A 26,475-nucleotide genomic window follows, 5' to 3' on the forward strand; every position below is an offset into this window, starting at 1 on the left:
TAAGGCCGACGGGCCGTCACACAAATTAACGCTGCTTGGCCCTGGCTATGGCACACTGAATTCCCCTAGTCCAAGGAGAATCCTGATGCGTTTTTTTGCTTCGGCCCGTCACATTTTGCTGGCTTGTTCTGCCTTAGGTCTTGGCGCCAGCAACCTCGCCTATGCCGCCAACACGGGCAAAACCGCAGAACCGACTGCGATCAAACGCTATCTGGGCGACTCGGACATGCCTTTTTCCCGCGCCGTGCAGGCCGGGGACTTTCTATTCCTGTCGGGACAAATCCCGCTGAATGAAAAAGGCGAAATCATACGCGGCAGCATTGAAGATCAAACCAATGCCACGCTGGACCGGATTGAAGAGACCCTGAAGCTGGCAGGTGCCGACTTCAGCCATGTCATCAAAGCCACTGTCTATTTATCTGATATTGCCTTGTACGAGCAATTCAACAAAATCTATAAAGAACGCCTGGGCAGCAACTTCCCGGCCCGCTCTCTGGTACAAGCCAAACTGGCGGGTGGTGTGGATGTGGAAATCGAGGTTCAGGCCTGGGTGGGTGCGCAAAACAGCCCCGCCAAGCATTGATGCAGGCCACTTACTATAGGCAATTCGATATAAGCAGCACGCTTACAGCCTGGCTATCTTGTATGGCACACTAACCCCTTAGCCAGACCCCTTACCTACGCCAGGCTTGCCGCCTGGCGTTTTCGTGCCTTTACGGAAACTCTCATGATCTACGCGATTACTGCCCTTTTCGCCTTTCAGCTATTAGGCGAGATCCTGGTGCAGTCCTTGTCCTTGCCATTGCCAGGCCCTTTGGCCGGCATGCTGCTTCTGACTGCCGCCTTGCTGATTCGAGGCGGCGTGCCCAGCTCTTTGGAGAGCACGGCCAGTGTCATGTTGCAGAACTTGATGCTGCTGTTCATCCCCGCTGTCACTGGCGTGATGTTGTATTTTGATCGGGTAGCCGAGGAATGGCAGCCCTTTTTGATCGCCACCCTGGGCGGCACCGTCATCACCATGGTGGTCACAGCCCTGGTGCTCAATCGTCTGCTTAAGAATCGTCAGGAAGAAGAATAATGACGGACGGACTTTTTCAAATCTGGGTCTTTTTATCCAGCTCGCCCCTGCTGTGGCTGACCTTGACCTGCTCGGTCTACGCAGGCTCGGTCTGGATGTACCGCCAGTCCGGCAGTAGCCCCTTTTTGTTGCCGATTCTGGTCTCGGTCGTTGTGATTGTGGCCCTGCTCTTGCTGACCCGCACGCCTTACCCCGTTTACTTTGAAGGGGCCAAGTTCATTCACTTCCTGATTGGACCGGCAACCGTCGCCCTGGCTGTACCGCTCTACAGTCAACTGCGTCAGCTGCGCAAGATCTGGAAGCCGCTGACCATTGCCCTGATCATTGGTTCGGTTACCGCTATTTTCAGCACGGTCCTGATTGCCTGGGCTTTGGGCGGATCAATTGAAACCATCATGTCGGTTGCCCCACGCTCGGCCACCATGCCGATTGCCATGGCCTTGGCAGAACAATTTGACGGTCAGCCTTCCTTGGCTGCTGTGGCGGTTGCCATTACCGGGATTGCGGGCACGATCATGGCGCGCCCGCTGTTGAACTTGCTGCGTATTGATCGCCCCGAGGCTCGGGGCTTTGCGGTGGGTGTAACGGCACATGCCATTGGTACGGCACGTGCCTTGCAGGTTCACGAAACGATTGGGGCATTTTCCGCCATTGGCCTGAGCCTGAACGGGATCATGACTGCCGTGCTGGTTCCTTTTGTTCCTATAGTCCTGCGCTGGTTAGGCGTGGCCTGACCCGGCAAGACAGGCTGGCTCTAGCGCCACTCGTCTCGATAGACGAAGCGGGGCATCTGCCAATTGCGGTGCAAAGCCAGCATACGAAAACTCAAGCCGATGATCATGGGGCCCAGCAGGGTCACATACGGGTGCCAGTCCAGGTGCTGGGCACCCAAATACAAAGCACCTGTCAGCATGGAAACGCTGGCATACATCTCCTTGCGTAGCAGCAAGGGGATGTCATTACACAAGATGTCGCGCAAGACGCCACCGGCACAGCCGGTAATCATGCCGCTTAGCAGCACCACCGTAATGGGCAGCTTCATTTCCAGTGCGATCTGACAGCCAATCACGGTAAAGACCACCAGTCCCATGGCATCGAGCAGCAGGAACAGGCTGTGCAAACGCCGCATGATCGGAGCGATCAAAGCTGTAAGGATGGCCGCGCCTGCCGTGATCCAGAGGTACTCAGGATGCTGCACCCAGGTCAGCGGGTAATGCCCCAAAAGCACGTCCCGCACCGAGCCACCGCCCAGAGCGGTGACACAGGCGATGGTACAGACCCCCACCCAATCCATGTCACGACGGCCCGCGGCCAGCGCTGCGGTCATGGCCTCTGCGGTGATGGCGATAATGTAGAGAACAAGTAAGAGCATGATATTTTTTACGCATCAAGCTGTTGAATAAGACCCCGATAACAACGCAGCATCAGCAAGCCAGGCACAGCAATAAAGACGGTACAAATAAAAAAACCTGGCCAACCCAGGGATTCGACCAGCACAGGCGTAAGAGGCCCGGCCAGATAGGTACGCCCCACTGCCGACAGGGCCGACAGCAGCGCAAATTGAGTGGCGGAATAGGTCCGATTACACAAAGCCATCAGCAAAGCGACAAAAGCCGCTGTGCCCAGGCCACCACACAGGTTTTCCAGACCGACCACAATCCCCATCAGCCACATGGATGGCGCGGTTTCAATCGCGATCAGCCAATAGCCCAGGTTGGAGACGGCCTGCAAGATACCAAAAATCATCAAGGCCCGGTATAGCCCCAGGCGGGCCATGATCGCCCCCCCCATCAAGGCTCCGACCACGGTAGCAGCCAAGCCAAACACCTTGTTGATGGTGCCGACCTCGGACAAGGTAAAGCCGGCTGCACGAATCAGAAAAGTGGTGGACAAGGCGCCTGCAAAAGCATCACCCAGCTTGTAGAGCACAATCAGCGCCAGAACGCTCCAGGCACCTGGACGCGAAAAAAAATCGGCCAAAGGCGCGATCACAGCTTCTGACAAACTGCGCGGCGGACGGCTTTGTTCCTTTGGTTCGGGTGAAATCAGGGTCACCAGCGCGCACAGCGCCATGAAGGCACCCATCAGAAAATACGTGTTGGACCAGCCCAGCCAGCGGTCCGCCAGAATCAGGGCCAGACCGCCAGACACAATCATGGCAATGCGATAGCCCATGACCTTGACCGCCGCCCCCGCCGCTCGCTCATGTGCTTGCAGCACGTCCGTGCAATAAGCATCGAAGGCTATGTCCTGCGTGGCCGACAAGAAGGCCACCCACACGGCCAGCAAGGCCAGTGCGGTCAAATTCACCGAGGGAGAAAACAGGCCCATGGCCGCAATGGAGGCGGCCAGCAGCAGTTGAGTGACAAGAATCCAGCCGCGCCTGCGCCCCATGAACGGCGGCGCGTAGCGATCAATCAGGGGAGCCCAGAGAAACTTCAGCGTGTAGGCCGAGCCGACCAGGGTCAGAAAACCAATCTCGGTCAGTGAAACATTTTCAACTGTTGCCCAGGCCTGCAAGGTGCCTGAAACCAGGGCCAGAGGCAGGCCGCTGGCGAACCCCAGAATCAGCAAAGGCAAGACTCGGGGACTGGTATAGACACGTGACACGTCAGGCCTTATTAGCGCTAAGCAGCAAGAAAATGGGGAGACTCGAAACGATACATGGCCAAGGTACTGCGCCAGCCCGGCAAAAAACGCACCGTGTCGCGACCATTGAAGGCAGCACGATCAAGAATACGTACGCCCACCGCCTGGGCCAGATCCTGAAAGTCTTTCATGGTGCACAAATGGATGTTGGGCGTGTTGTACCACTGGTAAGGCATTTCGCCCGTGACTGGCATGCGCCCGCGCAAAATGCTCCAGCCATGCGGCCAATAACCGAAGTTAGGAAACGAGACGATACCATACCGCGCCACCCGCGCCATCTCGCGCAGGATGTGCTCGGTATGGTGCATGGATTGCAGTGTCTTGGACAGGACAACGGTATCGAACTGCTGGTCGCTGAACAGCGCCAGGCCTTTTTCCAAGTCCTGCTGAATGACATTGACGCCACGGCGTACCGAGGCAATCACAAACTGGTCGTTCAGCTCCACCCCCGTTCCGACAACCTGGCGCGTGTCACGCAGATGCGCCAACAAGGTGCCATCGTTACAGCCCAGATCCAGCACACGCGAACCTGGCTCAATCCACTGCGCAATGCGCAGCAAGTCCGGTCTTAACATGGCGGCATCCACCTGAGTTTGCGGCTTAGTCATTCGGCCAACACCCCTGTAGTACGGGTGCGCGCAGGCAAGCCCAAATTAGCGGCAATCTGGTCATAGTATCCCTGCACAACGGCATGATAACGAGGGTCCTCAAGCAGGAAAGCGTCATGCCCGTGCGGAGCATCAATTTCGGCGTAAGTGACCTCGCGCTGGTTGCGCAACAAAGCCTGCACGATTTCGCGCGAGCGCTCGGGCGAGAAACGCCAATCCGTGGTGAAAGACACCAGCAGGAATTTGGCCTGCACCTTTTCAAGCGCCTTGACCAGGTCCCCCTGGTGCTGGCGCGACGGATCAAAGTAATCCAGCGCACGGGTGATGATCAGATAGGTATTGGCGTCAAAGTAACGCGAGAACTTTTCGCCTTGATAACGCAGATAGGACTCGACCTCGAATTCCACGCCGTAGTTGTAGTGATACTCGCCGCCCTGGGCTGGGGCACGCTGGTTGCGGCCAAACTTCTCGGCCATGACGGTGTCGGACAGGTAGGTGATGTGGCCCACCATGCGAGCAACACCCAGGCCAGCCTTGGGCACCACACCGTGCTCGTAATAATTACCACCGTGAAACTGCGGGTCGGACAAAATGGCGCTGCGGGCCACTTCGTTAAAAGCGATGTTCTGGGCCGACAGGCGCGGGGTACTGGCAATGACCACGCAGTTTTCCACGCGCTCCGGGCAGCTGATGGCCCAGCTCAGGGCCTGCATGCCACCCAGGGAGCCACCCATAACGGCCGCAAACTTGCGAATGCCAAAGTAGTCGGCCAGACGGGCTTGGGCACGCACCCAGTCTTCTACCGTCAAAACGGGAAACTCGGAGCCCCAGGGTTTGCCAGTGGCCGGATTGATGCTGGACGGGCCGGTAGAGCCAAAGCAGGAGCCGATATTGTTGACCCCGATGACAAAAAAACGATCCGTATCAACGGCTTTGCCGGGGCCGACCATATTGTCCCACCAGCCAATGCTTTTAGGATCGTCGTCGTAATAACCGGCAACGTGATGCGAGGCATTGAGTGCATGACACACCAACACCGCATTGTTGCGTTCTTCGTTCAGGGTGCCGTAGGTTTCGACAGCCAGCTCGTAGCTGGGCAGCACTTGCCCACTGCGCAGATGCAGGGGTTCGTCAAAGGCGATCAGTTCGGCATGTACAGGGCCCACAGAACCTTCGGGGATCAAACCGCAGGATGGGCTAAGGGCGCCAGTGTCGGCGCTAGGGACGGAATCAGTGGCCATCAGGACCTCTTTAGCTGGATTTATGGAGCGCCCGCAAGCGGATCAGGCAAATCGGCGCAAAACGTATAAGACAAAATTCTAGCATCGCTGCGGCGCGGCGTCCAAATCGACCAGCCAGGATCGATTCAGAACTCTGGGCAACGGTAACGTCAGAGAAAAGACAATGCTTTGATTTACATCATTATTTTCATGCACATTTGTCTGCCAGCTAAGCTAAATTTGAGTACATTGGCCCGACGTCTACCACGAATGCATGAGGAATGGCTTTACCGTGACGCACTTAACTTCACGCGAGCAGTCCTGCCTGAACTGGGCTGCCCATGGCAAGACCAGCTGGGAAATCAGCATCATCCTGGGCATTACTGAACGCACGATCAACTTCCACTTCCAGAACGCCTACGCCAAGCTTGGAGTCTATAGCCGCCAAGCTGCCATTACCCTGGCCTTGCAACAGCACCTGATCAGCGGCGACCCGGCTAGCGAGCTAAGCCGTCAAAGAAAACCTTTGCCTGAGCCGCGTCCGGGGCCTTCCCGGAATCCGTCATAACAAAACCCTGCACCAGCCAGCCTGGTTCCATGCGTATCATCGCTTCCAGGCGCAAGGCCACACCGCCCACATCGCGCGTCATGAAGAAAATCTGTCCGGGTGGCGGTAGTTGTATCTGATTTTTCTCGCTGACTTGCCCATCGGGTATGAATTTCTCGCGCAGGGAATCGTGCAGTGCCTCGTACAAGCGTTGGCGAGCAGCCTGGTCCTGCTGCAGTTCCTTGGGCAAAATCACATGGCCCACGGTGTAGCTTTGCCCGCCTGCCGTGGCGGTGGTCAGGTAAAAATCCAGTTGATGCTGCTCGAAATCCAACAGTCGGTGACTGGTCGTGGGCTTGCCGGGCAGCATGGCCGACAGGCCCGTTTGTTCAAGCTGAACCTTGCGCCAGTTAAACTCTGGACTGCAGGCTGCCAACATCAAGAAAGCCGCCAGTACCGCGGTCATGCGCCTGATCATCATGGTGCTAATCCCATATCCCGTTTCATGCTTTTCATCGGCTGGCTAAACAGCCGTCTTATACTCGCCCTGCCCGATACGCCTTTTGGCGCAACTTAACAAAGCAAGTCTGGTCGGACTACTATTTATAGACGGGGCCAGGCCCCCTTGAACAGTCCCGTATCTTGCACACGATTTCGAAAGTGGGAAACACCACCATGAACACCAGCCACGAACGCCGCCTTGCCCTGCAACAGAATCCCGAGATTTTGACGGGAATCTTGCGCGGCATCGAAAAAGAAGGACTGCGCGTCGATGCGCTGGGCCAATTGGCAAACACCCCCCACCCGCAAGCCATTGGGTCGGCCCTGACCAACGGCCATATCACGACCGACTACGCCGAGGCCCTGCTGGAGCTGATTACCGAGCCGCAAGCCCGGGTCGAGGACGTGCTGCAGGAGCTGACCGACATCCACACCTTTGTGGCTGGCAAGCTGGACCAGGAGATTATCTGGAACCAGTCCATGCCCGCATTGCTGCCCGCCGAAAAAGACATTGCCATTGCCTGGTACGGCAAGTCCAACACGGGCATGCTCAAGCATGTATACCGCCGTGGCCTGGCCGAACGTTATGGCAAGCCCATGCAATGTATTGCCGGCGTGCATTACAACTTTTCCCTGCCTGATGGCATCTGGCCCTTGTTGAATGTCTGTGGCGACAATCTGCAAGATCAGCGCTCCAATGGGTATTTGGCGTTGATCCGCAACTTCACGCGCTATTCCTGGCTACTGATGTACTTGTTTGGTGCCTCGCCCGTGCTGGATGCGAACTTCCTGCAAGGTCGCCGCAACAATCTGGACAAGATCGACGAGGACACCTTGACCATGCCCTGGGCAACCAGCTTGCGCATGAGCGATCTGGGCTATCACAACAAGGAAGCCCAGGCCGAGCTCCAGCTTTGCTACAACGACCTGGACACCTTTGTGATGCGCATGTATCACGCTGCCGTAACTCCTTGGCCGGATTACGAAAAACTGGGTACCCACCGCGATGGCGAGTGGATTCAACTCAACACCCATATCCTGCAGATTGAAAACGAGTACTACTCCAGCATTCGTCCCAAGCGCACCACCCAGCGCAGCGAGCGCCCGGCTACAGCCCTGGCCCAGCGCGGTGTGGAATACATTGAAGTCCGCTGCCTGGATATAGACCCTGAATCGCCTACTGGAATTTCCGAGCAAACCTGCCGCTTCCTGGATACGTTCCTGCTGTTCTGTGCCGTGCAAGACAGCCCCTTCTTCCCGGACGGCGGCTACTGTCAGGACAGCAAGAACAATTTTGCAACCGTCGTGCGCGAAGGCCGTCGCCCCGGCTTGATGCTGACCAATCAGCAAAAAGAGAGCGTCAGCCTGCAAGACTGGGGCCACGAAATTCTGGAATCGCTGCTGCCTTACGCGCAAATGCTGGATCAGGCCCTGGATACCCAAGGTCACACAGAAGCTGTGCAAGCCCAAATCCGCAAACTGGAAAACCCGGAGCTGACACCGTCGGCTCAACTGCTGAGCCGTTTGCGCGAAACCGGCTTGAGCTTTCACGACTACGCCTTGCAACGCAGCCGCGAGCATCACCAGACCTTGCTGGCCCATCCATTACCTGCCGACAAGCAAGCCGCTTTCGAGCAACAGGCCAAAGAGTCTCTGCAAGCCCAGATTGATATCGAAGCGCAGGATCAGGAGTCCTTTGAGGACTACGTCCATCGCTACGAACGCAATCTGATTCCGCCTGAAGTGGAAAACAGCTAAGCGTCACACAATTACAACAAGCCGCCGCCCCAGGGCGGCTTTTTTTTGACTGTTACCTGCAGGCTCATACAGCAGGAAGTTTCTCTTTCTCCCTTTTCTCAAAATGGCTTTTCCTCTATTTCGAATAATTATTGTTATGTTATAACATATCGAAAATTAACAAACCGGAAGATGAGATGCGTTTCCAACCCCGCCCCCTGCCACTAGCCCTGGCTCTGCTTTTGTGCGCCTCGGCCCAAGCCAATGAAATTGAAGAAGCTGTCCCTGAACTGGCCCCTATCCGAATCTCTGCCAGCCCCCTGGCCTTGCGACAAACCGAGCTGGCCACCGCCAGCACGGTCCTGCAAGGCCCCAAACTGGATTTGCGCCGCAGCAGCACCTTGGGTGAATTGCTGGACGGTGAAGTCGGCATCCATGTAGACAGCTTTGGTAGCGGTGCCAGCCGCCCCGTCATTCGCGGCCAAACTGCACCCCGCGTCAAAGTTCTGAGCGATGGCGCAGAGGTCATGGACGCGTCGGCCATCTCGCCCGACCACACCATCACGGTCGACACCTGGCAAGCGGATCGCATTGAAGTGCTGCGCGGCCCATCGGCCCTGCTTTACGGGGGCGGTGCTATTGGTGGCGTGGTCAACGTGCTGGATCGCAAGATCCCCACGGCCATTCCCGAAAAGGGTTTTGAAGGCTCGGTACGTGCCCAGGGCTCCACGGCTGACCGTGGCAGAATCGGCGCAATCGAAATGACAGCCGGCGAAGGCAATATCGCCTTGCACGTAGAAGGTGCCTCGCACCGTAGCCGCGACTATCGCGTCCCCAACTGGACCGATGGACGCGTCAAGGACTCCGACTCCAGCACGGACACAGGCAGCGTTGGCCTCTCCTTTATTGGGGACCGTGGCTATATAGGCGCGGCCTACTCCTACCGTGAAGGCAGCTACGGTCTGCCCGGTCACAGCCACGAATACGAGGACTGCCACCCGCACGGCGCCACTCTGCATTGCGGCGGCCACAGTCACGATCACGGCCATGCCCACGACCATGGCCACAGCCACGAACATGATCACGAACACTCGGCCACCGCTCACCTGCGTACTCAGCGTTTCGATATCCGTGGCGAACTGCGTGACCCTCTGCCCGGCTTCAAACGGGCTCGCCTGCGCGCTGGTGCGACCAACTACCAGCACGTTGAAAAAGATGGCGATATTGATGGCACCCGCTTCACCAATCGCGGTTACGACACGCGCCTGGAACTGGAACACAACCCTTGGGGACCGTTTGAAGGGGTCATCGGCCTGCAGACCAGCCAGTCTGATTTTGCGTCCCGCGACGGTGCTGAAAACTTCATTCCGCCCACCCGTACTCGCAGCCAGGGCCTGTTCCTTCTGGAAAGCGTGAACTGGGACGACTGGCGTCTGGAACTGGGCGCACGTCAGGAATGGCAAACCGTTACGCCCGACTCGCAAACGCTGGAACGCCGCAAAGGCACGGCGACCTCCTTCTCTTTAGGTACGGTCTGGGACTTCGCACCCGAATACGCCGCCAGCCTGTCCGTGTCCCGCTCTCAACGTCTGCCCACGGCTCAGGAACTGTTTGCCAAAGGCGTGCACTTTGCCACGCTGAGCTATGAGCGTGGCGACCCAAACCTGGATCGTGAGACCAGCCATACTGTCGACCTGGGGCTACAAAAACACCTGGGCGATCTGCGCTTTGATCTACGTACCTTCTACACCCGTAGCTCGAACTACATTTATGGCCGCAGCCTGGATCGTCACGAAGACTTTCAGCTGATCCAATACAGCCAGGACAAGGCCCAGTTCTGGGGCCTGGAAGCAGAAGCCTCTTACCCCGTCACGTCCTGGGTCTCGGTCAGCGTGTATGGCGATCTGGTGCGCGGTAAACTGCAAGATCCCGGCCGCAACCTGCCCCGCATGCCCTCCGCCCGCCTGGGTATTCGCACGGATCTGAACTGGCAGAACTGGTCCGGCTTTGTCGGCTACACCCACACCTTTGCCCAGGACCGACTGGCTGAACATGAAGAGCGTTCGCCGTCTTACGGTTTGCTCAGCATGGGTTTAAGCTACCGCCTGCATATGGATCAGAACACCTACACCCTGTACCTGAGAGGAAATAACTTGCTGAACAAGTTGGCTTACCGCCATACCTCCTTTATTGCCCGTCAAGCCCCGCTGATGGGACGCAACATCCTGGCCGGGATACAGGTGGAATTTTGAGCAAGACCGCCATACACACGGGTAGCCGCCTCTACCAGATCGTGGCCGACATGCAGGGCGAGCGTCCTTGGGGCAACTTTCTGGATGCCGGCACCGGCAAGGGTTCGCTGCGCTGGTTGCTGACGCTGGACACAGAACGCTGGACGGCCATTACCGCCTCTCCCAGCATGGCCGAACAAGTCACCCGCGAGCTGGGCGATCAAAAACGCCCCGAGGACCGTCTGCTGGTGGGCAACTGGAGCGACCCTGAATTTTTGCAGGGCGAACGCTTTGATACGGTTCTGGCCGATTATCTACTGGGTGCCATAGACGGCTTTGCCCCCTACACCCAGGACCAGTTGTTCAGCCGCCTGCGGCCGCTTACCGGCCAGCGTCTCTACATTATTGGTCTGGAGCCCTACGTGCCCTATAGCAGCACGGACCCGGCGGGCAAATTGATTGTGGAAATAGGCCGTTTGCGTGATGCTTGCCTGCTGCTGGCAGGCGAGCGCCCGTATCGCGAGTACCCGATGGACTGGGTCCTGCGCCACCTGCGACAGTCCGGCTATCGCTGTGTGGATGCGCAGCGCTTTGGCATTCGTTACGGCGACAGCTTTATCCACGGTCAACTGGATATGTGTGACGGGCGCTTGCGCCGTCTGAAGGACCGCAACCTGGCCATGGCTTTGTCCGAGCATGTCCAAGCCTTGCGCAAGCAAGCTCTGGCCTTGAACCAGACCTTGGGTGGTCTGCGTCATGGCCACGACTATGTAATTTGTGCCGAAGCTGTTTAAAAACCAGAAAGCTGCTCAGGAAAAAGCAAAAGGGGCCTCGGCCCCTTTTGTCTTGCATAGACTGCGATGGCAGCACATCTGGTTGTAGCGACGGCCACAAGTTCAAGACTCCAGGCACTGCCTGTCCAGACATCGCCTATACGCCTGATCGTCGTCCCGGCCAAACTCCCAAGCGCAAGCTCGCCTGTCAACGCAGGCGAATACGCAATTTCGTCCCAGGCCAAATGATCAGGATCAATAATTAGCCCACTTCACCTGAACCGCGCATAAGGCCGTGTTTTGACAAACAACAGACACAAAAAAAGCAGCCTTTGGCTGCTTGCATCGCGACACTTTATAACTGGAAATTCAAGCCAGGTCTTGAAAAGCAGTCCTAAAGAGCCGTATAAACAAGAAGTTCTGGCGCGTCCGACAGGAATCGAACCTGTATCGAGGGCTTCGGAAACCCTAATTCTATCCATTGAACTACGGACGCCAAGCTCGCTATTGTAGCGCGAGTTTGGAGTTTTTTTCAGCATCTATCCGGCAATTATGAGTGCGCTAAATCAAGAGTCAGATACAAGAGCGACACACTCCGCTATAATCCATGGTTGCGCGATCTGGGTCGGTGGCTTGGTAGACACGTCCTTGCGCACACCCATTAGGTAGGCGCAAGCCTTTATTGGTGGCCTTTAAAGGCCCTCCCGTCATTTCTTGTACGAACTCGCAGGATCCGATAATGAGCAACACGGAACAAAAACCCGAAGAACACAACGAGGGTCACTCAGCCATGATCAAAACCCCTAAACAATTGCTTGTGACCGTGGCTCTGGCTTTCTTGGTGCCCATCGCGATTATTGTCATGCTGGTTAGCCTGGTTACCTCCACCATGGGTGCTGGTGCTGGCTCCGCCGCCCTTTCCCCTGAAGCCATTGCAGCCCGCATTCAGCCTGTTGCCGGTTTCAAACTGGTTGACGCCAATGCCGTCAAAGAGCTGAAGACTGGTCAGCAAGTTTACGAAACCACCTGTACCGCCTGTCACGGCGCCGGTGTAGCCGGTGCGCCTAAATTTGGCGACAAGGGCGCTTGGGGCGAGCTGATCAAGCTGGGTCAGGACGAGTTGGTCAAGAACGCTATTCATGGTATCCGCGCCATGCCTGCCAAGGGTGGTAACCCTTCGCTGGACGACATCGAAGTGGCTCGTGCCGTTGCTTACATGGCTAACGCCGCTGGCGCTGACTTCAAGGAACCCGACGCTCCCGCACCAGAAGGTGAAGAAGCTGACGCCAAGCCTGAAGCCACTGCGGCTGCCGATACCAAGCCTGCTGAAGAGGCTCCTGCTGCAGAAGCTCCCAAAGCAACCCAAACCGCTGCTGCGGATGACAACAAGGTCGACCCAGCCGGTATCAAGCTGTACGACACCATCTGCTTTGCCTGTCACGCAGCCGGTGTTGCTGGCGCGCCCAAGTTTGGCGATCAAGCGGCCTGGAAGCCATATATCGAATCCGGTATGGACACTATGGTTCAAAAAGCCATTCACGGTGTAGGCGCCATGCCTCCACGCGGTGGCTCTCAAGCCTCCGACGACGAAATCCGTGCTGCCATCCAGCACATGGTTAACGCCGCCAAGTAAGACTGCGACAAGGCTCTGGCACCGTACAGAGCCTGCGAATACAAAAAGCCCGATGAATATTCATCGGGCTTTTTTATTGCCAAGACCTGCTGCGCAGATAAGCATCCTCACGCCCAAGCCCTACAATCGACCAACGTTAGCCGCACACACTGCACTCCACAATCCCGAACAGCTATTACCATGACACGTGCCTCCCTCTTTGCACGAGAAGTGCTCGCAAGCATCCTATCGGCCTTTGTCTTTGCAATACTGCCCTTCACCACCGTATCTGCCAAAGAACGGACAGAAGGTTCGGCAGCCACTCAAGGGGCGCAGCAAGTCTGCGCCACTGTGAATCGAGACAATCTGGACCTTGCCATGCAAACCCTGCTGCGTGCCACCATGGCCCGCGACATGGAAACCCTCTTGCAGTTCCAGCCTCCTCGAAAAATCCAAAAAATGGCGGAGGCCATGGGAAAAAGCCGGCAAGAAGCACTTGTCGAGATTGCGAAGTTTGGCCGCGCTCTGGACGAGCAGCAGCCAGTAGAGATCCTTACCGGCCATTACGATCTGGAAACTGCCCGATTCGGCAAAACCAGCACGGGCCGCACCTACGCGCTGTTCAACTACAGTCGCACATTCAAGAAAGAAAGCGAGACTTTCGAGCTGACTTACCCTACGCTGGCCAGTCAGGATGGTGAACATCTATTCATCATCCCTTTAAGCGAAGACAAGCTTTTATCGGAGCTGGTCGACCTCTACCCAGACCTGGCAGAGGTCAAAGTACCCACTGCCATAAACGCTCCTTGATAAGCTGACCTGTGCCAAGCGGAAGCAGGCTACGACTTGATCGGTTCAGCCAGGCGATGCGGGCTATGACGCTCCTGGAAGTACAGCACCAAACCACACACAGCAACAACAATCTGGGTTCCGATCAAGACACCAAAACCTGCCGCAAAACCGGCACCGCTAGCCGCATTACCGCCGGCAAACTGCGTGATTACCCAGCCCATGATCGCTGGCATGAACCCGGCAAACAGACTTCCTACGCCGTTCACCACCCCAAATGCACTGGCAACATGCTGGGCCTGGGAAAAATACTGGACTGTGCTGGGAATTGCCGGGCTGGCCAGTCCCCAACAAAAGTTGGCGGCAATTAGACACATGGCAGCGGTATAGCGATCTGGCACGCTGATTGCCAGCCAGATACATAGGCCCACCCCCGTTGCACCACCAACAAAGATCAAGGGCACACGTTCACGCGGCAAACGATCAATAATCATGCCGCCAATAAAGACGGCCACAATGGTTGCGTACTGCGGCAAGGAGGCAATCCAACCCAGGTCGCGCAAATTAAAGCCACGAGCTTCTTTCAGATACGCCGGCAACCAGTTGCTACTGCCCCACAAGTACGCCAAGAAAGCCGAAGTCAGCAGGGTGATCAGAAAAAGATGGCGGGTTTGCAAAGAGCCGCGAATGATCTGCCCCACTTGCTGCAAGCTGGCCTTGGCACTGGAAGCCTTGACCGTCCCGCGTTCCACTTTGGGCATGCGCACAAAGGCCAGAACCAGAGGAATACCCAGCAAAATATTCATCAGGCCCAATATATGAAAGGAGTTATCCCAGTTATGCGAGCTCAGCAAGAAGCCGATGAAAGGATAGCCAATGGCCAGCCCCAAACCCGTTCCCATATTCACCAGCGAATTAGGTTTGCCGTTCTCGCTGGCCTCGAAGTGGGCCTTGATATACGCCCCTGCCAAAGCAAACAGAGGCCCCTCTGAAATTCCCAGCAAGGCACGCGACATCAACAGCAGCCCATAACTGTGCATCAAGGGAGATACATAAGTGACTACCCCCCAGAAAATCAGCCCGATCACCAGGCTGCGACGCACACCCAGCAAGGCCGAACAAAACGGTGTCAGAACCACTGAAGACACGCCATAGCCCACCATAAAAGCCGTCGCCAGCAAGCCCTGGCTGACGCGATCATGGGCTTGCATGCCCATATGCCGCAAAAAGTCCTGATCGGTAATCAACACCGCAATATTGATGCGGTCAATGTAGGAGATGGCCACAACGATCAACAGGGTGATCACGCCATACCAACGAAATGTCTTTGGATTCATGATGTCTCTCTTGCTCTTGGAGGACGCGATCAAAAGAACTTCCGGATACCAAATTGGTAGCCCTGGGAGTTTCGACCTGCGCTGTTGATGGGCGAGTCCATGCCTTGCACGCTGATCGCTCGCGCCGAGCCTGACTGGTTATGCACATAGGCACAGGAGGCATAAATCTGCGTGGTCTTGGAGAAGTTGTAGGCGTAGCCCACGCTGTACTTGATCCAGTCCGCATTGGCTTGCTGACCGCTGACGTCGTACTTGCCAATGCTGCCGCGAATCAGATGCTGGCCAATCGGTGCCGTCGCCCCCAGCTGATAAGCTCGAATCCGGGCCGACCCACGCTTTTCCTGCGCCAGAATCAAAGATGGCTTGATAAAACCGAAGTCATACGTAGCCGCCAAGTTAGCCAGACTCAAGCTGGACTGCACATTGTCCTGCTGCCGTCCGGCCGCCAGAGCCACGTTCAGCGCTCCTTGTGCATAACCAAAACGCGCTCCGCGATAGTTGCCGCTGCTCGGTGTCGAGGTAGGTCCGGAGGCGTACTGCAACTGACCATAAATGCCTCCCAGATTGGGCGGCAGAAAATAGCTGATCGCATTGCTGATCTGAATGGGGCCACCCAGCATCATGAAGGAGTTGGTACCGGCCACCCCATTAGTCATGAAGGGGTCGAACAACAAGGTGCTCAGAAACGTGGCCGAATCGTCCCGTCCCAGACGCAGTTCGCCATACGGACTAAATAGACTAATCGTTGCTCGACGACGAAAGTCCAGACCACCATCCTCGGCCGCGCCCTTGCCCAGATTCGGATGCAAGCCCCCTTCCAACCAGAACCCGGCGGCATAGCCCGAGCCCAGATCTTCACGCCCTCGAAACCCGAAACGGGAGATATTGGAACCGCTGTGCGCCAGACCGGTTTGGGACTGGCCATCCGTACGTAAATGCGTCACAGCCATATCCAGAGTGCCAAAGATCTCCAGCGTATTGGGAGCTGCCTGCACCGCCCCCGCCAAGCTGAATGCCGCACCCACCATAACGACAGGTTTTTTCATCTGCTCCGTCCTCTCTTATAAGTATGCTTATCGCTCTTTTTGCAGGCACAAACCGCCCCTGCCCAGGTCCTGGAAACAAGACCGGCATATGCCAGAAAACTGAAAATAGAGTGGAAGGCCTAGGCGAAACGGCACAGTCTCACGCTGTGCCTCTAACGTCAGGTCTTGCCTTGGGAATTAAATATCCAGCACCATAGGCCCTCGCTTGCAGCGCGATACACACACCATCATGCTGCGACCCGCCTCACGCTCCTTTTTGGACAAGACCCCGTCACGATGGTCTGCTTCTCCTTCCAGAATGCGCGTCTCGCACGATCCGCACACTCCTTCCTTGCAGCTGTGTTCAATCGGGATTCCTGCATCCAGCAAGGCATCCAGAACGGATTTGCCCGCAGGCACCTGGATCGTCTGCCCGCTCTTGGCCAGGCGCAACTCGAAAGCATCGTCCGGAGCGGTCTGCGCCAAGGGGGCTGCCGCAAAACGTTCAATATGCGCATGCTCATAACCCAAGGACTGGCAAGCCGCCTCAAAAGCATCCAGCATGGGGGCAGGCCCACAACAGTAGTAGTGCGTGTCAGCCCCCTGCCCGGCCAGCACAGTCTCCAACTGCGGCCCAGCGCCCTGCTCCTGATCAAAATGAAAATGGCACAGGATGTGATGGCTGTCGCACAGCGACTGAATCTCCGCTACAAAAGCTGCTTCGCGACGGTTGCGCGCACAATAAAACAGCTCGACCGCCTGCCCTTGTTCGGCCAGCTTTTGCAACATGCACCACAGCGGGGTAATGCCAATGCCACCGGCTACCAGCACAGACTTGGGGGCCTGATCACTCAAGGCGAAGTTATTGCGTGGCGCCGAAATTTCAATGGTCGAACCCACCCGTAACTGCTCGTGCACATAGCGCGATCCACCACGGCTTTTGCGATCATGCAAAACAGCCACCACATAGCGCTGCTGATCCGTATGGGGATTGCACAGGGAGTAATTGCGCACCAGGCCATTGGGTAAATGCAGGTCAATGTGAGAGCCAGGCTCAAAGGACGGGAACAGTACCTGTTCCGTCGCAGGCTGAAATTCGACACTGACGATACCGTCCGCCTCATAACGCATGGCATGGATGCGCGCTGTGAGAGTCTGGGTTGACATAAGAGAACACCTTGCCCGCCTTCAAGAGCGGACCTTATCGGGAAAAACCGGCCCGCCAGGCGGGCCACCTGCAGGCAATCAAACGCTTGCTTCTACCTGGTCCTGCGCCAAGGAGCGCAAATGACGGCGCAAGCGGACAATGCCCAGATCATGCTGATACAGATTCTCGTAGTCACGAGCATTGGGCTCCATATCCTCCAACAGGACGCGGTCCTGCTCCAGCACATGCCAATGGCGCGCTTCCAGGCGGTTGCGGTAAAGGAAGCGCCAGGTATCACGCTGCCAACCCTTGGGCAAACGGCGAATACGCCAGAAGAAAACCGAACACAGGGTTTCATCAATCGGCGTGACACAACCCACAATAATGAAGTTGCCGCCAGGGCCACCCGTCTTGGGATACGGAATCTCCAGACGCGTCCAGTGCATGCCGGTGTCGGCCCACTCGGTCCAGTCAAAGTTCACATCACGCTGGCCTTCTTTTTCAAAGACAAAACCGATATCGGTCTGACGAATGACGAACTTGGCCTGGCTATCGCCCTCGGCCATGGAGTGCGACTGCTTGTGCAAAAAGGTGCCGTGCATGGGATCCATGACGTTATCAAGCACATAGCGGTAATCGCTCTTCCACTCGTTGTAGCAAAGGAAACTGGAGTAGGACTCCTGGTTGGCCAGCTCTTCAGGCAAGACCAGCTCGGGCGGCTCATCCACGGGCTCGACATCGTTGTACAAGAAGATAGTGTCCACAGCCTCACGCACATGGAAACGACGGCCTGCACGCGACCCTTCCAGAGAACAGCCGGGGCTGCCGGGCACACGGGTCACTACCCCGTCACTGCGCACTTCCACGCCGTGATACGGGCAGGAGATGCGATCTCCCAGCACCACACCTTGCGACAGCGGCGCACCACGGTGCGGACAACGGTCCAGCAAGGCATGCACGGTGCCAGTGGTATCGCGCCACAGCACAATTTTCTGCCCCAGACGACGCAGGGCAATGGGCGTCTCTTTGATGAAAGAAGCGGGGCAAATCGGATACCACAGGTTCTTCAGACCAACCTTCAGTAAATGCTCAACAGCCTGGTCGGGCGTATGGTTCATGGGAGTCTCCTTAAACAGGTTTGGTGGACGCGAGGGCCGGCGCTTACTGGGCCAGGGCCGCAATCGCGTCGCTGTAGTTTTCTTCTGTCCAGGCCTGTCCATCAGGGGTGGACAAGCCTTCACGATTCAATTGCTGAACCAGGCCGGGCAAATCATGCACGCCCTTGGCAAAGGCGCGCTCGATTGCATCGCCAAGCCGGTCTTCGTACAAGGTGGGTTCGCGCCGTTGCGCTTGATTGGCCTGGAGATAACGCACAGACATAATTCCTCCTGAAATACGTTCATGTATTGAAAATGAGCGGGCTAAGAGTGACTCCTGGCAGCCGCTTGTCGGGGCTGAGACCCGATCCCTTATTTTTTCTCGGTCAAGAAGGCCCCTTCCGGTGCCAGCGCAGTTTTCTGACGGCGTGTATTGCCATCCAGGCCGCCATCAATGGCCCATTCTGCAAACACGGTGGGGCCCGGCTCGAACTCGCGTGGCTCCCAATCCGCTGTTAACTGATCTTCATCCGCGTAATACTCGATCAGGCCTCCAGCCGGATTGCGGAAGTACCAGAAATAGGCTGATGAGACCGGGTGACGCCCCGGTCCCAGTTGGGTTTCCCAGCCGCAGCGCGAAAAGTGCAGACCACCACCAAAAACCTCGTGAATATCGCGCACCGTAAAGGCGACATGATTAATGCCTCGCTTACCAGTAGGCAGCTGCAGCAGGAACAGATCGTGGTGCCCACCATCCTCAGTGCAGCGCAAGAAGGCGCCACGGCCCGGATAGCGATCCGACGACACAAAGCCCAGGTGTTCAACGTAGAACTGTTCCACGCGATCCACATCCGCCACAAAGAACACCACGTGCCCGACTTCAATCGGCACGGCACGCTCATAGATAGGGGCTGGCTGGTTGACACGACGGCGCTCGTTCCAGGTGTTCATGGGTGCACTATCGGTCTCCACCTCACGCTTGCGAGTCACCTGCAAGGCAATGGCCAGACCATTGGGGTCCTGACATGCAACCCGTCGCACACCCTGGATTGATTGGTCAGAGAACCCCGGCTGATCGCGTAGGGCAGCTGCATAGCGATCCAGGTCGGCCTCGCTCTCCACACCCCAAACCACTTCGCGTACCGTTGGACCATCCTCAATGGCGGTCGGCAAATCCACCTTGCCAATATCCACCACCAGAACCTGACAACCGTTCAAGCACTCAAAGTGCAAGGTGTCCGCCGTTTCTTTTGCCAGCGTCAAACCCCAGTCCTGAAAAAACTGGCGCGATTCGTCCAGCGTTTCCACCCCATAGGTGATCTGATCAATGCCTACTATGCTCATCTCCGCTCCATCCAAATTTCTGTTTTTTTATGGGTCTTGCCGTGCTGACGGCGTTCTGCAGATAATCGCGCTGCTTTTTAAAAGGCCTGCGCGATCAAGCCTCAAGCCGGACGACAGTCCCAAAGGGCTTAACCTGCCCAGGCAATGGGGGCCTCATTCGTGCCCCAATACATGCTTTTCTGCTCCATATACTGCAAAATCCCTGCCCGCCCTTTTTCACGCCCCAAGCCCGAATCGCGCCAACCTCCAAAAGGCGTCGACACCGAAAACTGCTTGTAGGTATTGATCCAGACCGTGCCTGCCTGCACTTGCCGCCCCAGACGCCAGGCTCGCTTGAAGTCACGGCTCCAGATACCGGCAGCCAGTGCGTACACGCTGTCATTAGCCTCTTCGATCAGGGATTCTTCGTTCTCGAACGGCATGGCAACCAGCACCGGGCCAAAGATTTCCTCCTGGGCCGTACGGGCCTGATTGCTCAGGCCTTCAATAATGGTCGGGGTGTAAAAATAGCCATTGCGCAGACTGCCTGCTAAACCGGCGTGCTCAGGGCGCACCCCGCCGCTGCGGATCACTCCGCCTTCCGATACCCCCAGCTCCACATAGCGTTCGATACTGTCACGATGACGGGCCGTAATCAGAGGGCCCATCTGCGTGTCATCACGCGCCGGGTCACCCACGCGCAAAGACTGGGCGCCTGCAATCAGACGATTCAAAAACTCTTCATAAATCGGGGCCGACACAAACAAGCGGGAGCCCGCAATGCAGGACTCGCCCGAGCTGCTGAAAATGCCATACAGCACACCCGCGACAGCGTGTTCCAGATCCGCATCGTCCAGCACGATGGTGGGTGATTTGCCGCCCAGCTCCATGGAAACCGGCATCATCTTGTCGGCGGCGATACGGGCAATATGCTTGCCCGTGCTCGTGCCGCCGGTAAAAGACACGCGCTTGATCAGCGGATGACGGGTGATTACATCTCCGATCACAGAACCCTTGCCGGGCAGCACGCTGACCATTCCTTTGGGCACACCAGCCTGTTCACAAATTCGTGCCAGTTCCAGCGCCATCAAGGGCGTAACTTCAGCAGGTTTGACGATAACGGCATTGCCGGCCGCCAAAGCAGGTGCCAGCTTCTGGGCTTCACTGGCAATCGGCGAATTCCAGGGCGTAATGGCCGCTACCACACCCATGGGCTCGTACACGCTCATGGTCACAAAAGGGCCACGAGACGGCGTAATCGTTTCTTCCAACGTTTCGCAGGCGGCGGCAAAATATTGGAAGGTTGCAGCGGCGCTGGCCACCAGCGCACGGGTTTCGCTAATGGGCTTGCCATTGTCCAGGCGCTGCTTTTGCGCCAGCTCTTCTGCCTCGGCCCGAATCAAGGCGGCAATCTTGTGCAATACAGTGGCGCGTTCATGTGGCAGTTTTTGTGCCCACCCGCTGTGACGGAATGCATGATCCGCCTTCTCGATCGCCTCCAGCACATCGTCCTCGGACGCAGCGCGCACACGTGCAATCGGCTCGCCGGTGGCAGGGTACAGGCTTTCATACACATCGCCCCCGCCCTGACGCCACTGGCCTGCTACGCAAATATCAAGCACGTTCTGGAAAATCATAAAAACCTCTAATCCTGTTGCTGACTCAAATCGCCAAGGCATCCGCGCTATTGCGCAGGGCTCGCACGGCACTGAACACCGTCAATGCCGAGGTCTTGGGATTGCTCGCCAAAGGTTTGTTGCTCATGGTCAGCGACAGCTCGCCAAATGCGCCGCTGGCCTCAACCGTATGGGTATTTCGCTGGGCACCAGGGTCTGCCAAAAGACGAACCCGCGTCTGATCCAAACCCAGGCCTGCCAGGGAAATCGTGGCCGCTACATTGGCGTTCTTGGGGTACAAGCGAGCCGCTTCGCGGGCACTTCCCTCAAAGATCACTGTGGGTGCTTCCAGGTGCTCCAGATCAAAGGCTTCTTCAGCAGGCGTACCTTGCCAGGCGTGAGCCGGTTTGCGGCCGGTGTAGACCACAGCATCCAAGCCACCAATACGTGCAGCGGCAATTGCATCTACCGCGCCAATCGCACCCGCAATCAGCTCCACGCGTGTACCGCCGGCCACCGCGGCGGCCTCCAGTTGCTCAGCCAGATCCGACGACGACAAGGCGCCCACCGAAGCCACAATGGCCGGGATACCACGACGCAAGGCCGGTAAGACATGACCTTCAATGGCGGAGTGTCCGGCCACTTCGACCACCAGATCAATGCCCTCTTCCGGCACGTACTCACCCACTTGGGCTTTCGGTGCCAAGCGGGTGGCTGTGACCTGGGCCTGTTCCATCCAGGCCTGAGGCACCACAATCGCTCCGACGCACAAATTACTGTCGTTCTGGATGGTTTCCAGCAAAGCGGTACCGATGGCACCACAACCAATGACGGCAATAGTCAGCATGTCCGCCTCCCTCACTCTGGATTACCCGCCAGAGCGGGAATCTGGTTCAGCGTGTTGACGGGCGGGCCTGCAAAACGGCCTTTGAAACTGCCAATGGACACCATGTCAATTTCCAGCATGAACGGCCCTTGAGCCTTCAAACCTTGCTGCAACAGACGCGGCAAGTCGTCCAGCTGCTGCACCCGTGCATGCGGCAACTGCAATGAAGCACACAGTTGTTCATAGTCAGGCGTGTGCAAATCCACATAGCAGCGACGGCCGCCGTATTGGGCATCCTGAATATTCTTGATCACGCCGTAGCCCTGGTCATTCATCAGGACGATCAGCATGTCGGCCTTCTCCTGTACCGCTGTTGCCAGCTCACCCAGGTTCAGGATGAAGCCGCCATCTCCGGCCAGACAGATCGTCTTGCGACCCGACTGAGTTTCTTGTGCACCTACAGCGGCACCGATAGCCATGGGCATGCCTTGGCCAATCCCGCCGCCAGTGGCATGCACTCCTGCATCAGCTTCAAAAATACGGAGTTCGCGATTGCCCCAGGTGCTGTTGGAGATGGTCACATCACGCACCCAGTTGAACTGCCGGCCAGCCAGCTTCTGCAACTGCTGAACCAGTTCGGTGTAAGGGCCCAGACCGTCATGCAAACTGGCCACCGCGCTTTCGCGTACCTTGGCCAGATCTTTCAACAGCTGCGGATCAGCCTGGTAGTCTTGAGCTTCCAGACGATCGGCCAGCCCATTGAGCACACGTTCGGCGTCGCCACAAACAAAATCATCACTGACATAAGCGCGGCCTTGTGCCTCGGCATCCACGTCGCAGCGATACAAAGGACGGGGCAGCTTCAATTCATACTTGAGGGTTTCATTGCTGCGCAGACGCGAACCCACCACCAGCATGGCGTCGCAAGTCTGATAAAAATCTTCAACCGGCTTGTGAATGTTGTAGGCCCCCAGCGTGCCTGCATCATCTTCAGGAACAATACCGCGACCCTGCACGGTGCTGACCACCCCAAAGCCCAGCTTCTGCAAGCGACGCACAGCGGCACCGGCCTTGCGAGCCCCACCGCCCAACCACAGCAAGGGACGGCGAGCACATTGCAAGGACTTGGCAAGGCGGTCCAGCGCAGCAGGCTGCGGCTCAAAGCAAGGAATTGGCAAGGGGGACAAGTCCAGCGGCATGGGGATCAATGCCTGCTGAATATCAATCGGAATCTCTACACTGACCGGACCGCTGGGGGCTGTCAGCGCACATTGCACAGCCTGCTTGAGCACACCCAGCACATTGTCTGCGCTGCGTACACGAAAGGCCGCCTTGGACACGGCTTCCAGCATGGTCAGTTGATCGGGCGCTTCATGGATGTATGCCATTTTCTGGTCCAGAAAAGGCGTTTCGATCTGACCCGTAATGTGCAGCAAAGGCGCACCAGCGGTATAAGCTTCCACCAGGCTGCCCGCGATATTGCCAGCAGCAGGGCCGGTACTGGTCAGACACACACCCAGACTGGACGTGGAACGCGCATACGCATCGGCCATATTGCCCGCCCCCGCCTCGCCCCTTGCGGGCACGAAACGGATCTGCTCACGCTGGGCAAAAGCGTCCAGGATGGGCATGTTATGGATGGAAATAACGCCGAAGGCGGTCTTTACATCGCATTGCTCCAGAAAAGCCGCAACAACGGCACCGACGGTCACGAGCGGCTGTTTATTCGGGGCGTTACGCATGACGGGACAAACCTCCAGAAATATCGATGTGGCTGCCTGTGGTGTAGGAAGCCAGTGGGGATGAAAGAAAAACGATGGCGTTGGCGGCCTCTTGTGGCTTGCCCAGGCGTGCCAATGGAATCTGCTTGCTGCGCGCCAGTTGTGCGCTCCACTCATCCCAGTTCTGGCTGGCGTCATCACGCGCATCAAAACGTCGTCGCCACTGCCCGGATTCCACCAGACCAATCAAAATGCCGTTGACGCGCAAGCCGTCCGGTGCGAACTCGGTGGCCATGGAGCGCACCAGATTCAACAAGCCTGCGCGCGCTGCCGAGGTGGCCACCATATGGGGCTCGGGCTGACGTGCCAGCAAGGAATTCACACAGACAATGGCCGCATCACCATGAACCGCACGCTGGGCCCGCAACTGTGGCAAGTAAGCATGTGTGGGGTTGAGTACGGAAAAAAACTTCAAATCCAGCTCCGCACGCCAATCCTCGTCGCTGGTGGTGGCAAAGGTGGATACCCGCCCCTGACCAGCGTTGTTGATCAATATGGAAGCAGCTCCCAGCGCGTCCTGACTGGCCTGGGCAAAGTCGGCAACCTGCTGCGCATCCAGGACGTCACACTCTTGTGTGTACAGACTCGCCTGTGGCACGGATTGCTGGACCACTTCACGGGCACTGGCCAGACGCTGAGCATTGCGGCCGCAAAAAGCAACGGCGGCACCGGCCTGCGCCAGAATGCGCACGGTCTCCAGGCCTATGCCTGAAGATCCACCAGTGACGACGGCCACGCGACCAGCCAGCATATCGCTGGAGAACTGCACCCTATTGTCAACATTCATGGTTTTCTATCTCTTTCTTCCTGCCCCGGACCGATCGCTCATCCACGACCCGTCTAACGGAGTCTTAACTATGGGGGGAATGCCTGACGAGCTCCGAGAGCTCGGCGGCGGCTGCCTTGACCTGAGCAATCATCTCGGCCAGACGCTCACCTTCAAAACTGGCCGCCATGGCGGTTACGCCCAGTGCCGCTGCTACCTTGCCCGCACCATTGAACACAGGGGCCGCAATGGTCGAGATCGTGGACTCGAAATAGCCCTCACTCAGTGCATAGCCTTGTTCGCGTATGGCTTGGCAAAACTCGTACAGCTGGGGCACATCCGCTGGAGTATGGGAGGTAAAGCGCTCCAGTTCCGGTTCGGGGTACAGCTCTTTCAACTCAGTCAGGCTCAGTTGGCTAAGCAGCACATGGCCCAGCACTGTGGCATGCGCTGGCAAGCGGGTCCCTACCGTCACCGAGCTGGCAAACGGGGTTGGCGCCGCAATGCGGGACACATACACAATCGAGCGCAAATCACGCACCACCAGATTGCAGGGCAGACGCACCTGCTCACACAAACGCTCCATCACCGGACGGCCCAGTTCGGTCACGTCCAGGGAGGCCACGTATTCAAAACCCAGGCGCAAGACACCGACGCTCAAACGGTAATCACGGCCATTCTCGGTTCGCTCCACAAAACCCATGCCTTCCAGCGTGGACAGCAGGCGAAACACGGTCGAGCGGGGCAAGTCCAGGCGTCGCGCCAATTCGGGCGCACCCAAAGTGCGCTGATCCCGGCTGAACTGGGTCAGAATCAGCAGGCCCCGCTCCAGCGCGGGCACGGTATAACGGTCAGCACTGGCATCGCTCTTATTCAATTCACTGCTCATGACTACTCCTGGTCGTGGCCACGGAACGCAAGGCTTGCGTCTGGCCCAGCAAAGATTGCAAGGCTTCCAGCATGGCACCAGGCTGCTCGACATAACTGGCATGTCCCGCTTGGGGAACCAGTTGTAAATGTTGGGAACAAGCCCGCGCCACCCCGGCGCACGCCTCAGGAGTTGTCACCACATCCACTTCGCCACAACTCACTGCGACAGGCACGCTGCTGGAAAGAGGCAGGTAGGTTAGCAGGTCTTCCTGGCACAACATCTGCACAGCTTGCTGATAGCCCGCCAGGTGCAGACTGGCCATAATCCACAACACCAACTCCCGGTTTTCGGAAGTAGCCTGCTCCGACAGCAATCGCTGGTGACGCTGACGAGCCATCAAGCCCATATCACCCGACGCCACCTGCGCCATACGCTGATCCCACACTGCCTGACGGCGCTGTTCCAAACCCGGGCGTCCATACCCAATTGCAGGGCTCATCAGGAACAACGCCTGCATCTCTCCCTGATCAAGATGACGGGCATAGGCGCCCGCCATCAAGGCACCCAAGGAGTGCCCGACCAGCACAAAATCCTTCACTTCCAGAACATGCAGCAGTTCCTGCAGACGCCGGGCATAGTCCAGCGCCGTGGGCTTGTCCATTTCCAGAGGAGTAGACAAGCCATAACCGGGAGCATCCCAAGCCAGCAAGCGCAGGCCCGGTGGCAATTGCTGTGCCACCCGCAACCAGGACGCCGAGCCCGAACCGATGCCGTGCAAGCAAACGACCCATTGCTCACCGTCGCCCGCGCATCGCACCGCCACCTGTCGGCCACGACCGATGTCTACGGTCGACAAGGGCAGACAGGCCTGCAGATAGCGCGTCTCCCGGGCGGATAAAAGCGGCAAGGTGCCAGGCAGGGGATTCATGATCTGGATGCTC

26 protein-coding genes, 1 tRNA gene and 1 riboswitch are annotated in these 26,475 nt (G+C 57.4%); of the genes, 9 read left to right on the forward strand and 18 right to left on the reverse strand.

What is annotated here, in order from left to right:
• Positions 1 to 85 precede the first annotated feature (85 nt).
• The 3 genes from MID00_RS06070 to MID00_RS06080 all read left to right on the forward strand — a co-directional run bounded on the left by MID00_RS06070 (position 86) and on the right by MID00_RS06080 (position 1,812).
• On the forward strand, positions 86 to 583 hold the full coding sequence (locus MID00_RS06070) for a RidA family protein (protein ID WP_009462652.1): 498 nt from the start codon (positions 86 to 88) through the stop codon (positions 581 to 583).
• Positions 584 to 727: 144 nt separating this feature from the next.
• A complete protein-coding gene (locus MID00_RS06075; RefSeq protein WP_254499982.1) occupies positions 728 to 1,078 on the forward strand; it encodes a CidA/LrgA family protein in 351 nt (116 codons plus the stop codon).
• Positions 1,078 to 1,812, forward strand: a complete 735-nt coding sequence (locus MID00_RS06080; protein ID WP_021447054.1) for an LrgB family protein — start codon at positions 1,078 to 1,080, stop codon at positions 1,810 to 1,812. Before MID00_RS06075 ends, MID00_RS06080 begins: the two co-directional genes overlap by 1 nt.
• 20 nt (positions 1,813 to 1,832) lie before the next feature.
• Here MID00_RS06080 and MID00_RS06085 read toward each other — a convergent pair whose 3' ends face one another.
• From MID00_RS06085 to MID00_RS06100, 4 genes are all read right to left on the reverse strand, one after another.
• Positions 1,833 to 2,405 (reverse strand): trimeric intracellular cation channel family protein, encoded by a 573-nt coding sequence (locus tag MID00_RS06085; protein WP_022983380.1) that lies wholly within the window; start codon positions 2,403 to 2,405, stop codon positions 1,833 to 1,835.
• A 53-nt stretch (positions 2,406 to 2,458) separates the two neighbouring features.
• Positions 2,459 to 3,688 (reverse strand): muropeptide transporter, encoded by a 1,230-nt coding sequence (locus tag MID00_RS06090; RefSeq protein WP_254499984.1) that lies wholly within the window; start codon positions 3,686 to 3,688, stop codon positions 2,459 to 2,461.
• 17 nt (positions 3,689 to 3,705) lie between these two features.
• The gene (metW, locus tag MID00_RS06095; RefSeq protein ID WP_009462662.1) at positions 3,706 to 4,335 is read right to left on the reverse strand and encodes a methionine biosynthesis protein MetW; all 630 of its coding nucleotides are present in this window, start codon (positions 4,333 to 4,335) and stop codon (positions 3,706 to 3,708) included.
• Positions 4,332 to 5,576: a homoserine O-acetyltransferase gene (locus tag MID00_RS06100; RefSeq protein WP_009462664.1), complete on the reverse strand. Its 1,245-nt coding sequence runs from the start codon at positions 5,574 to 5,576 to the stop codon at positions 4,332 to 4,334. Before MID00_RS06100 ends, metW begins: the two co-directional genes overlap by 4 nt.
• Positions 5,566 to 5,644, reverse strand: a riboswitch (SAM riboswitch). Its footprint overlaps the gene before it by 11 nt.
• Positions 5,645 to 5,847: 203 nt before the next feature.
• On the opposite strand from MID00_RS06100, the gene MID00_RS20610 reads away from it, so the two are divergent.
• Positions 5,848 to 6,123, forward strand: coding sequence for a response regulator transcription factor (locus MID00_RS20610; protein ID WP_009462666.1), 276 nt, complete (start codon positions 5,848 to 5,850; stop codon positions 6,121 to 6,123).
• Here the strand turns inward: MID00_RS20610 and MID00_RS06110 are convergent.
• The gene (locus MID00_RS06110; protein WP_254499986.1) at positions 6,053 to 6,583 is read right to left on the reverse strand and encodes a hypothetical protein; all 531 of its coding nucleotides are present in this window, start codon (positions 6,581 to 6,583) and stop codon (positions 6,053 to 6,055) included. The genes MID00_RS20610 and MID00_RS06110 overlap by 71 nt on opposite strands.
• Before the next feature lie 194 nt (positions 6,584 to 6,777).
• Between MID00_RS06110 and gshA the strand changes: the two genes are divergently transcribed.
• From gshA to MID00_RS06125, 3 genes are all read left to right on the forward strand, one after another.
• The gene (gene gshA, locus MID00_RS06115) at positions 6,778 to 8,361 is read left to right on the forward strand and encodes a glutamate--cysteine ligase (RefSeq protein WP_254500004.1); all 1,584 of its coding nucleotides are present in this window, start codon (positions 6,778 to 6,780) and stop codon (positions 8,359 to 8,361) included.
• 176 nt (positions 8,362 to 8,537) lie between these two features.
• Entirely contained in the window at positions 8,538 to 10,592 is a 2,055-nt protein-coding gene (locus MID00_RS06120) for a TonB-dependent receptor (protein WP_250756629.1), read from the forward strand.
• Positions 10,589 to 11,365 carry a class I SAM-dependent methyltransferase gene (locus MID00_RS06125; RefSeq protein WP_035269227.1) on the forward strand — a complete coding sequence of 259 codons (777 nt, stop codon included), beginning with the start codon at positions 10,589 to 10,591 and terminating at the stop codon, positions 11,363 to 11,365. The genes MID00_RS06120 and MID00_RS06125 overlap by 4 nt, the downstream gene beginning before the upstream one ends.
• A 400-nt stretch (positions 11,366 to 11,765) precedes the next feature.
• On the opposite strand, the gene MID00_RS06130 is transcribed toward MID00_RS06125, so the two are convergent.
• A tRNA-Arg gene (locus tag MID00_RS06130) sits at positions 11,766 to 11,840 on the reverse strand.
• Positions 11,841 to 12,083: 243 nt separating this feature from the next.
• Between MID00_RS06130 and MID00_RS06135 the strand changes: the two genes are divergently transcribed.
• Together MID00_RS06135 and MID00_RS06140 are read left to right on the forward strand one after the other, a co-directional pair.
• Positions 12,084 to 12,977, forward strand: a complete 894-nt coding sequence (locus tag MID00_RS06135) for a cytochrome c5 family protein (RefSeq protein WP_035269225.1) — start codon at positions 12,084 to 12,086, stop codon at positions 12,975 to 12,977.
• Positions 12,978 to 13,157: 180 nt separating this feature from the next.
• A complete protein-coding gene (locus MID00_RS06140; RefSeq protein ID WP_254500005.1) occupies positions 13,158 to 13,766 on the forward strand; it encodes a hypothetical protein in 609 nt (202 codons plus the stop codon).
• 29 nt (positions 13,767 to 13,795) lie between these two features.
• Here MID00_RS06140 and MID00_RS06145 read toward each other — a convergent pair whose 3' ends face one another.
• The 12 genes from MID00_RS06145 to MID00_RS06200 form a co-directional block, all read right to left on the reverse strand.
• Positions 13,796 to 15,082, reverse strand: coding sequence for an MFS transporter (locus tag MID00_RS06145; RefSeq protein ID WP_254500006.1), 1,287 nt, complete (start codon positions 15,080 to 15,082; stop codon positions 13,796 to 13,798).
• Positions 15,083 to 15,111: 29 nt separating this feature from the next.
• Positions 15,112 to 16,128, reverse strand: a complete 1,017-nt coding sequence (locus MID00_RS06150; protein WP_254500007.1) for a porin — start codon at positions 16,126 to 16,128, stop codon at positions 15,112 to 15,114.
• 177 nt (positions 16,129 to 16,305) lie between these two features.
• On the reverse strand, positions 16,306 to 17,274 hold the full coding sequence (locus tag MID00_RS06155; RefSeq protein ID WP_254500008.1) for a PDR/VanB family oxidoreductase: 969 nt from the start codon (positions 17,272 to 17,274) through the stop codon (positions 16,306 to 16,308).
• A 78-nt stretch (positions 17,275 to 17,352) separates the two neighbouring features.
• Positions 17,353 to 18,372 (reverse strand): aromatic ring-hydroxylating dioxygenase subunit alpha, encoded by a 1,020-nt coding sequence (locus tag MID00_RS06160; RefSeq protein ID WP_083054292.1) that lies wholly within the window; start codon positions 18,370 to 18,372, stop codon positions 17,353 to 17,355.
• Positions 18,373 to 18,415: 43 nt separating this feature from the next.
• On the reverse strand, positions 18,416 to 18,634 hold the full coding sequence (locus MID00_RS06165) for a recombinase-like helix-turn-helix domain-containing protein (protein ID WP_254500009.1): 219 nt from the start codon (positions 18,632 to 18,634) through the stop codon (positions 18,416 to 18,418).
• 89 nt (positions 18,635 to 18,723) lie between these two features.
• Entirely contained in the window at positions 18,724 to 19,695 is a 972-nt protein-coding gene (locus MID00_RS06170; protein ID WP_254500010.1) for a VOC family protein, read from the reverse strand.
• A gap of 128 nt (positions 19,696 to 19,823) precedes the next feature.
• A complete protein-coding gene (locus tag MID00_RS06175) occupies positions 19,824 to 21,311 on the reverse strand; it encodes an aldehyde dehydrogenase (RefSeq protein WP_247966076.1) in 1,488 nt (495 codons plus the stop codon).
• Positions 21,312 to 21,336: 25 nt separating this feature from the next.
• Complete coding sequence (locus MID00_RS06180; protein ID WP_083054295.1) at positions 21,337 to 22,137, reverse strand: aspartate dehydrogenase; 801 nt, start codon at positions 22,135 to 22,137, stop codon at positions 21,337 to 21,339.
• Between the two features lie 11 nt (positions 22,138 to 22,148).
• Complete coding sequence (locus MID00_RS06185) at positions 22,149 to 23,858, reverse strand: thiamine pyrophosphate-binding protein (protein WP_254500011.1); 1,710 nt, start codon at positions 23,856 to 23,858, stop codon at positions 22,149 to 22,151.
• The gene (locus tag MID00_RS06190; protein WP_254500013.1) at positions 23,851 to 24,684 is read right to left on the reverse strand and encodes an SDR family oxidoreductase; all 834 of its coding nucleotides are present in this window, start codon (positions 24,682 to 24,684) and stop codon (positions 23,851 to 23,853) included. The genes MID00_RS06185 and MID00_RS06190 overlap by 8 nt, the downstream gene beginning before the upstream one ends.
• 64 nt (positions 24,685 to 24,748) lie before the next feature.
• A complete protein-coding gene (locus MID00_RS06195) occupies positions 24,749 to 25,552 on the reverse strand; it encodes an IclR family transcriptional regulator (RefSeq protein ID WP_083054297.1) in 804 nt (267 codons plus the stop codon).
• Positions 25,542 to 26,462: an alpha/beta fold hydrolase gene (locus MID00_RS06200; protein ID WP_247966080.1), complete on the reverse strand. Its 921-nt coding sequence runs from the start codon at positions 26,460 to 26,462 to the stop codon at positions 25,542 to 25,544. The genes MID00_RS06195 and MID00_RS06200 overlap by 11 nt, the downstream gene beginning before the upstream one ends.
• Between the last annotated feature and the right edge of the window lie 13 nt (positions 26,463 to 26,475).

This window comes from Alcaligenes sp. NLF5-7 (assembly GCF_024266725.1).
GTDB lineage: Bacteria > Pseudomonadota > Gammaproteobacteria > Burkholderiales > Burkholderiaceae_B > Alcaligenes > Alcaligenes phenolicus.

Bases quoted from the DNA above. Each gene is read 5' to 3' on its own strand.
- MID00_RS06165 (WP_254500009.1), bottom strand. From the start codon at position 18,634: ATGTCTGTGCGTTATCTCCAGGCCAATCAAGCGCAACGGCGCGAACCC.
- gshA (WP_254500004.1), top strand. From the start codon at position 6,778: ATGAACACCAGCCACGAACGCCGCCTTGCCCTGCAACAGAATCCCGAG.
- MID00_RS06145 (WP_254500006.1), bottom strand. From the start codon at position 15,082: ATGAATCCAAAGACATTTCGTTGGTATGGCGTGATCACCCTGTTGATC.
- MID00_RS06135 (WP_035269225.1), top strand. From the start codon at position 12,084: ATGAGCAACACGGAACAAAAACCCGAAGAACACAACGAGGGTCACTCA.
- MID00_RS06110 (WP_254499986.1), bottom strand. From the start codon at position 6,583: ATGATGATCAGGCGCATGACCGCGGTACTGGCGGCTTTCTTGATGTTG.
- MID00_RS06195 (WP_083054297.1), bottom strand. From the start codon at position 25,552: ATGAGCAGTGAATTGAATAAGAGCGATGCCAGTGCTGACCGTTATACC.
- MID00_RS06075 (WP_254499982.1), top strand. From the start codon at position 728: ATGATCTACGCGATTACTGCCCTTTTCGCCTTTCAGCTATTAGGCGAG.
- MID00_RS06190 (WP_254500013.1), bottom strand. From the start codon at position 24,684: ATGAATGTTGACAATAGGGTGCAGTTCTCCAGCGATATGCTGGCTGGT.
- MID00_RS06070 (WP_009462652.1), top strand. From the start codon at position 86: ATGCGTTTTTTTGCTTCGGCCCGTCACATTTTGCTGGCTTGTTCTGCC.
- MID00_RS06185 (WP_254500011.1), bottom strand. From the start codon at position 23,858: ATGCGTAACGCCCCGAATAAACAGCCGCTCGTGACCGTCGGTGCCGTT.
- MID00_RS06170 (WP_254500010.1), bottom strand. From the start codon at position 19,695: ATGAGCATAGTAGGCATTGATCAGATCACCTATGGGGTGGAAACGCTG.
- MID00_RS06140 (WP_254500005.1), top strand. From the start codon at position 13,158: ATGACACGTGCCTCCCTCTTTGCACGAGAAGTGCTCGCAAGCATCCTA.
- MID00_RS06180 (WP_083054295.1), bottom strand. From the start codon at position 22,137: ATGCTGACTATTGCCGTCATTGGTTGTGGTGCCATCGGTACCGCTTTG.
- MID00_RS06120 (WP_250756629.1), top strand. From the start codon at position 8,538: ATGCGTTTCCAACCCCGCCCCCTGCCACTAGCCCTGGCTCTGCTTTTG.
- MID00_RS06160 (WP_083054292.1), bottom strand. From the start codon at position 18,372: ATGAACCATACGCCCGACCAGGCTGTTGAGCATTTACTGAAGGTTGGT.
- MID00_RS06155 (WP_254500008.1), bottom strand. From the start codon at position 17,274: ATGTCAACCCAGACTCTCACAGCGCGCATCCATGCCATGCGTTATGAG.
- MID00_RS06085 (WP_022983380.1), bottom strand. From the start codon at position 2,405: ATGACCGCAGCGCTGGCCGCGGGCCGTCGTGACATGGATTGGGTGGGG.
- MID00_RS06175 (WP_247966076.1), bottom strand. From the start codon at position 21,311: ATGATTTTCCAGAACGTGCTTGATATTTGCGTAGCAGGCCAGTGGCGT.
- MID00_RS06200 (WP_247966080.1), bottom strand. From the start codon at position 26,462: ATGAATCCCCTGCCTGGCACCTTGCCGCTTTTATCCGCCCGGGAGACG.
- MID00_RS06150 (WP_254500007.1), bottom strand. From the start codon at position 16,128: ATGAAAAAACCTGTCGTTATGGTGGGTGCGGCATTCAGCTTGGCGGGG.
- MID00_RS06080 (WP_021447054.1), top strand. From the start codon at position 1,078: ATGACGGACGGACTTTTTCAAATCTGGGTCTTTTTATCCAGCTCGCCC.
- MID00_RS06100 (WP_009462664.1), bottom strand. From the start codon at position 5,576: ATGGCCACTGATTCCGTCCCTAGCGCCGACACTGGCGCCCTTAGCCCA.
- metW (WP_009462662.1), bottom strand. From the start codon at position 4,335: ATGACTAAGCCGCAAACTCAGGTGGATGCCGCCATGTTAAGACCGGAC.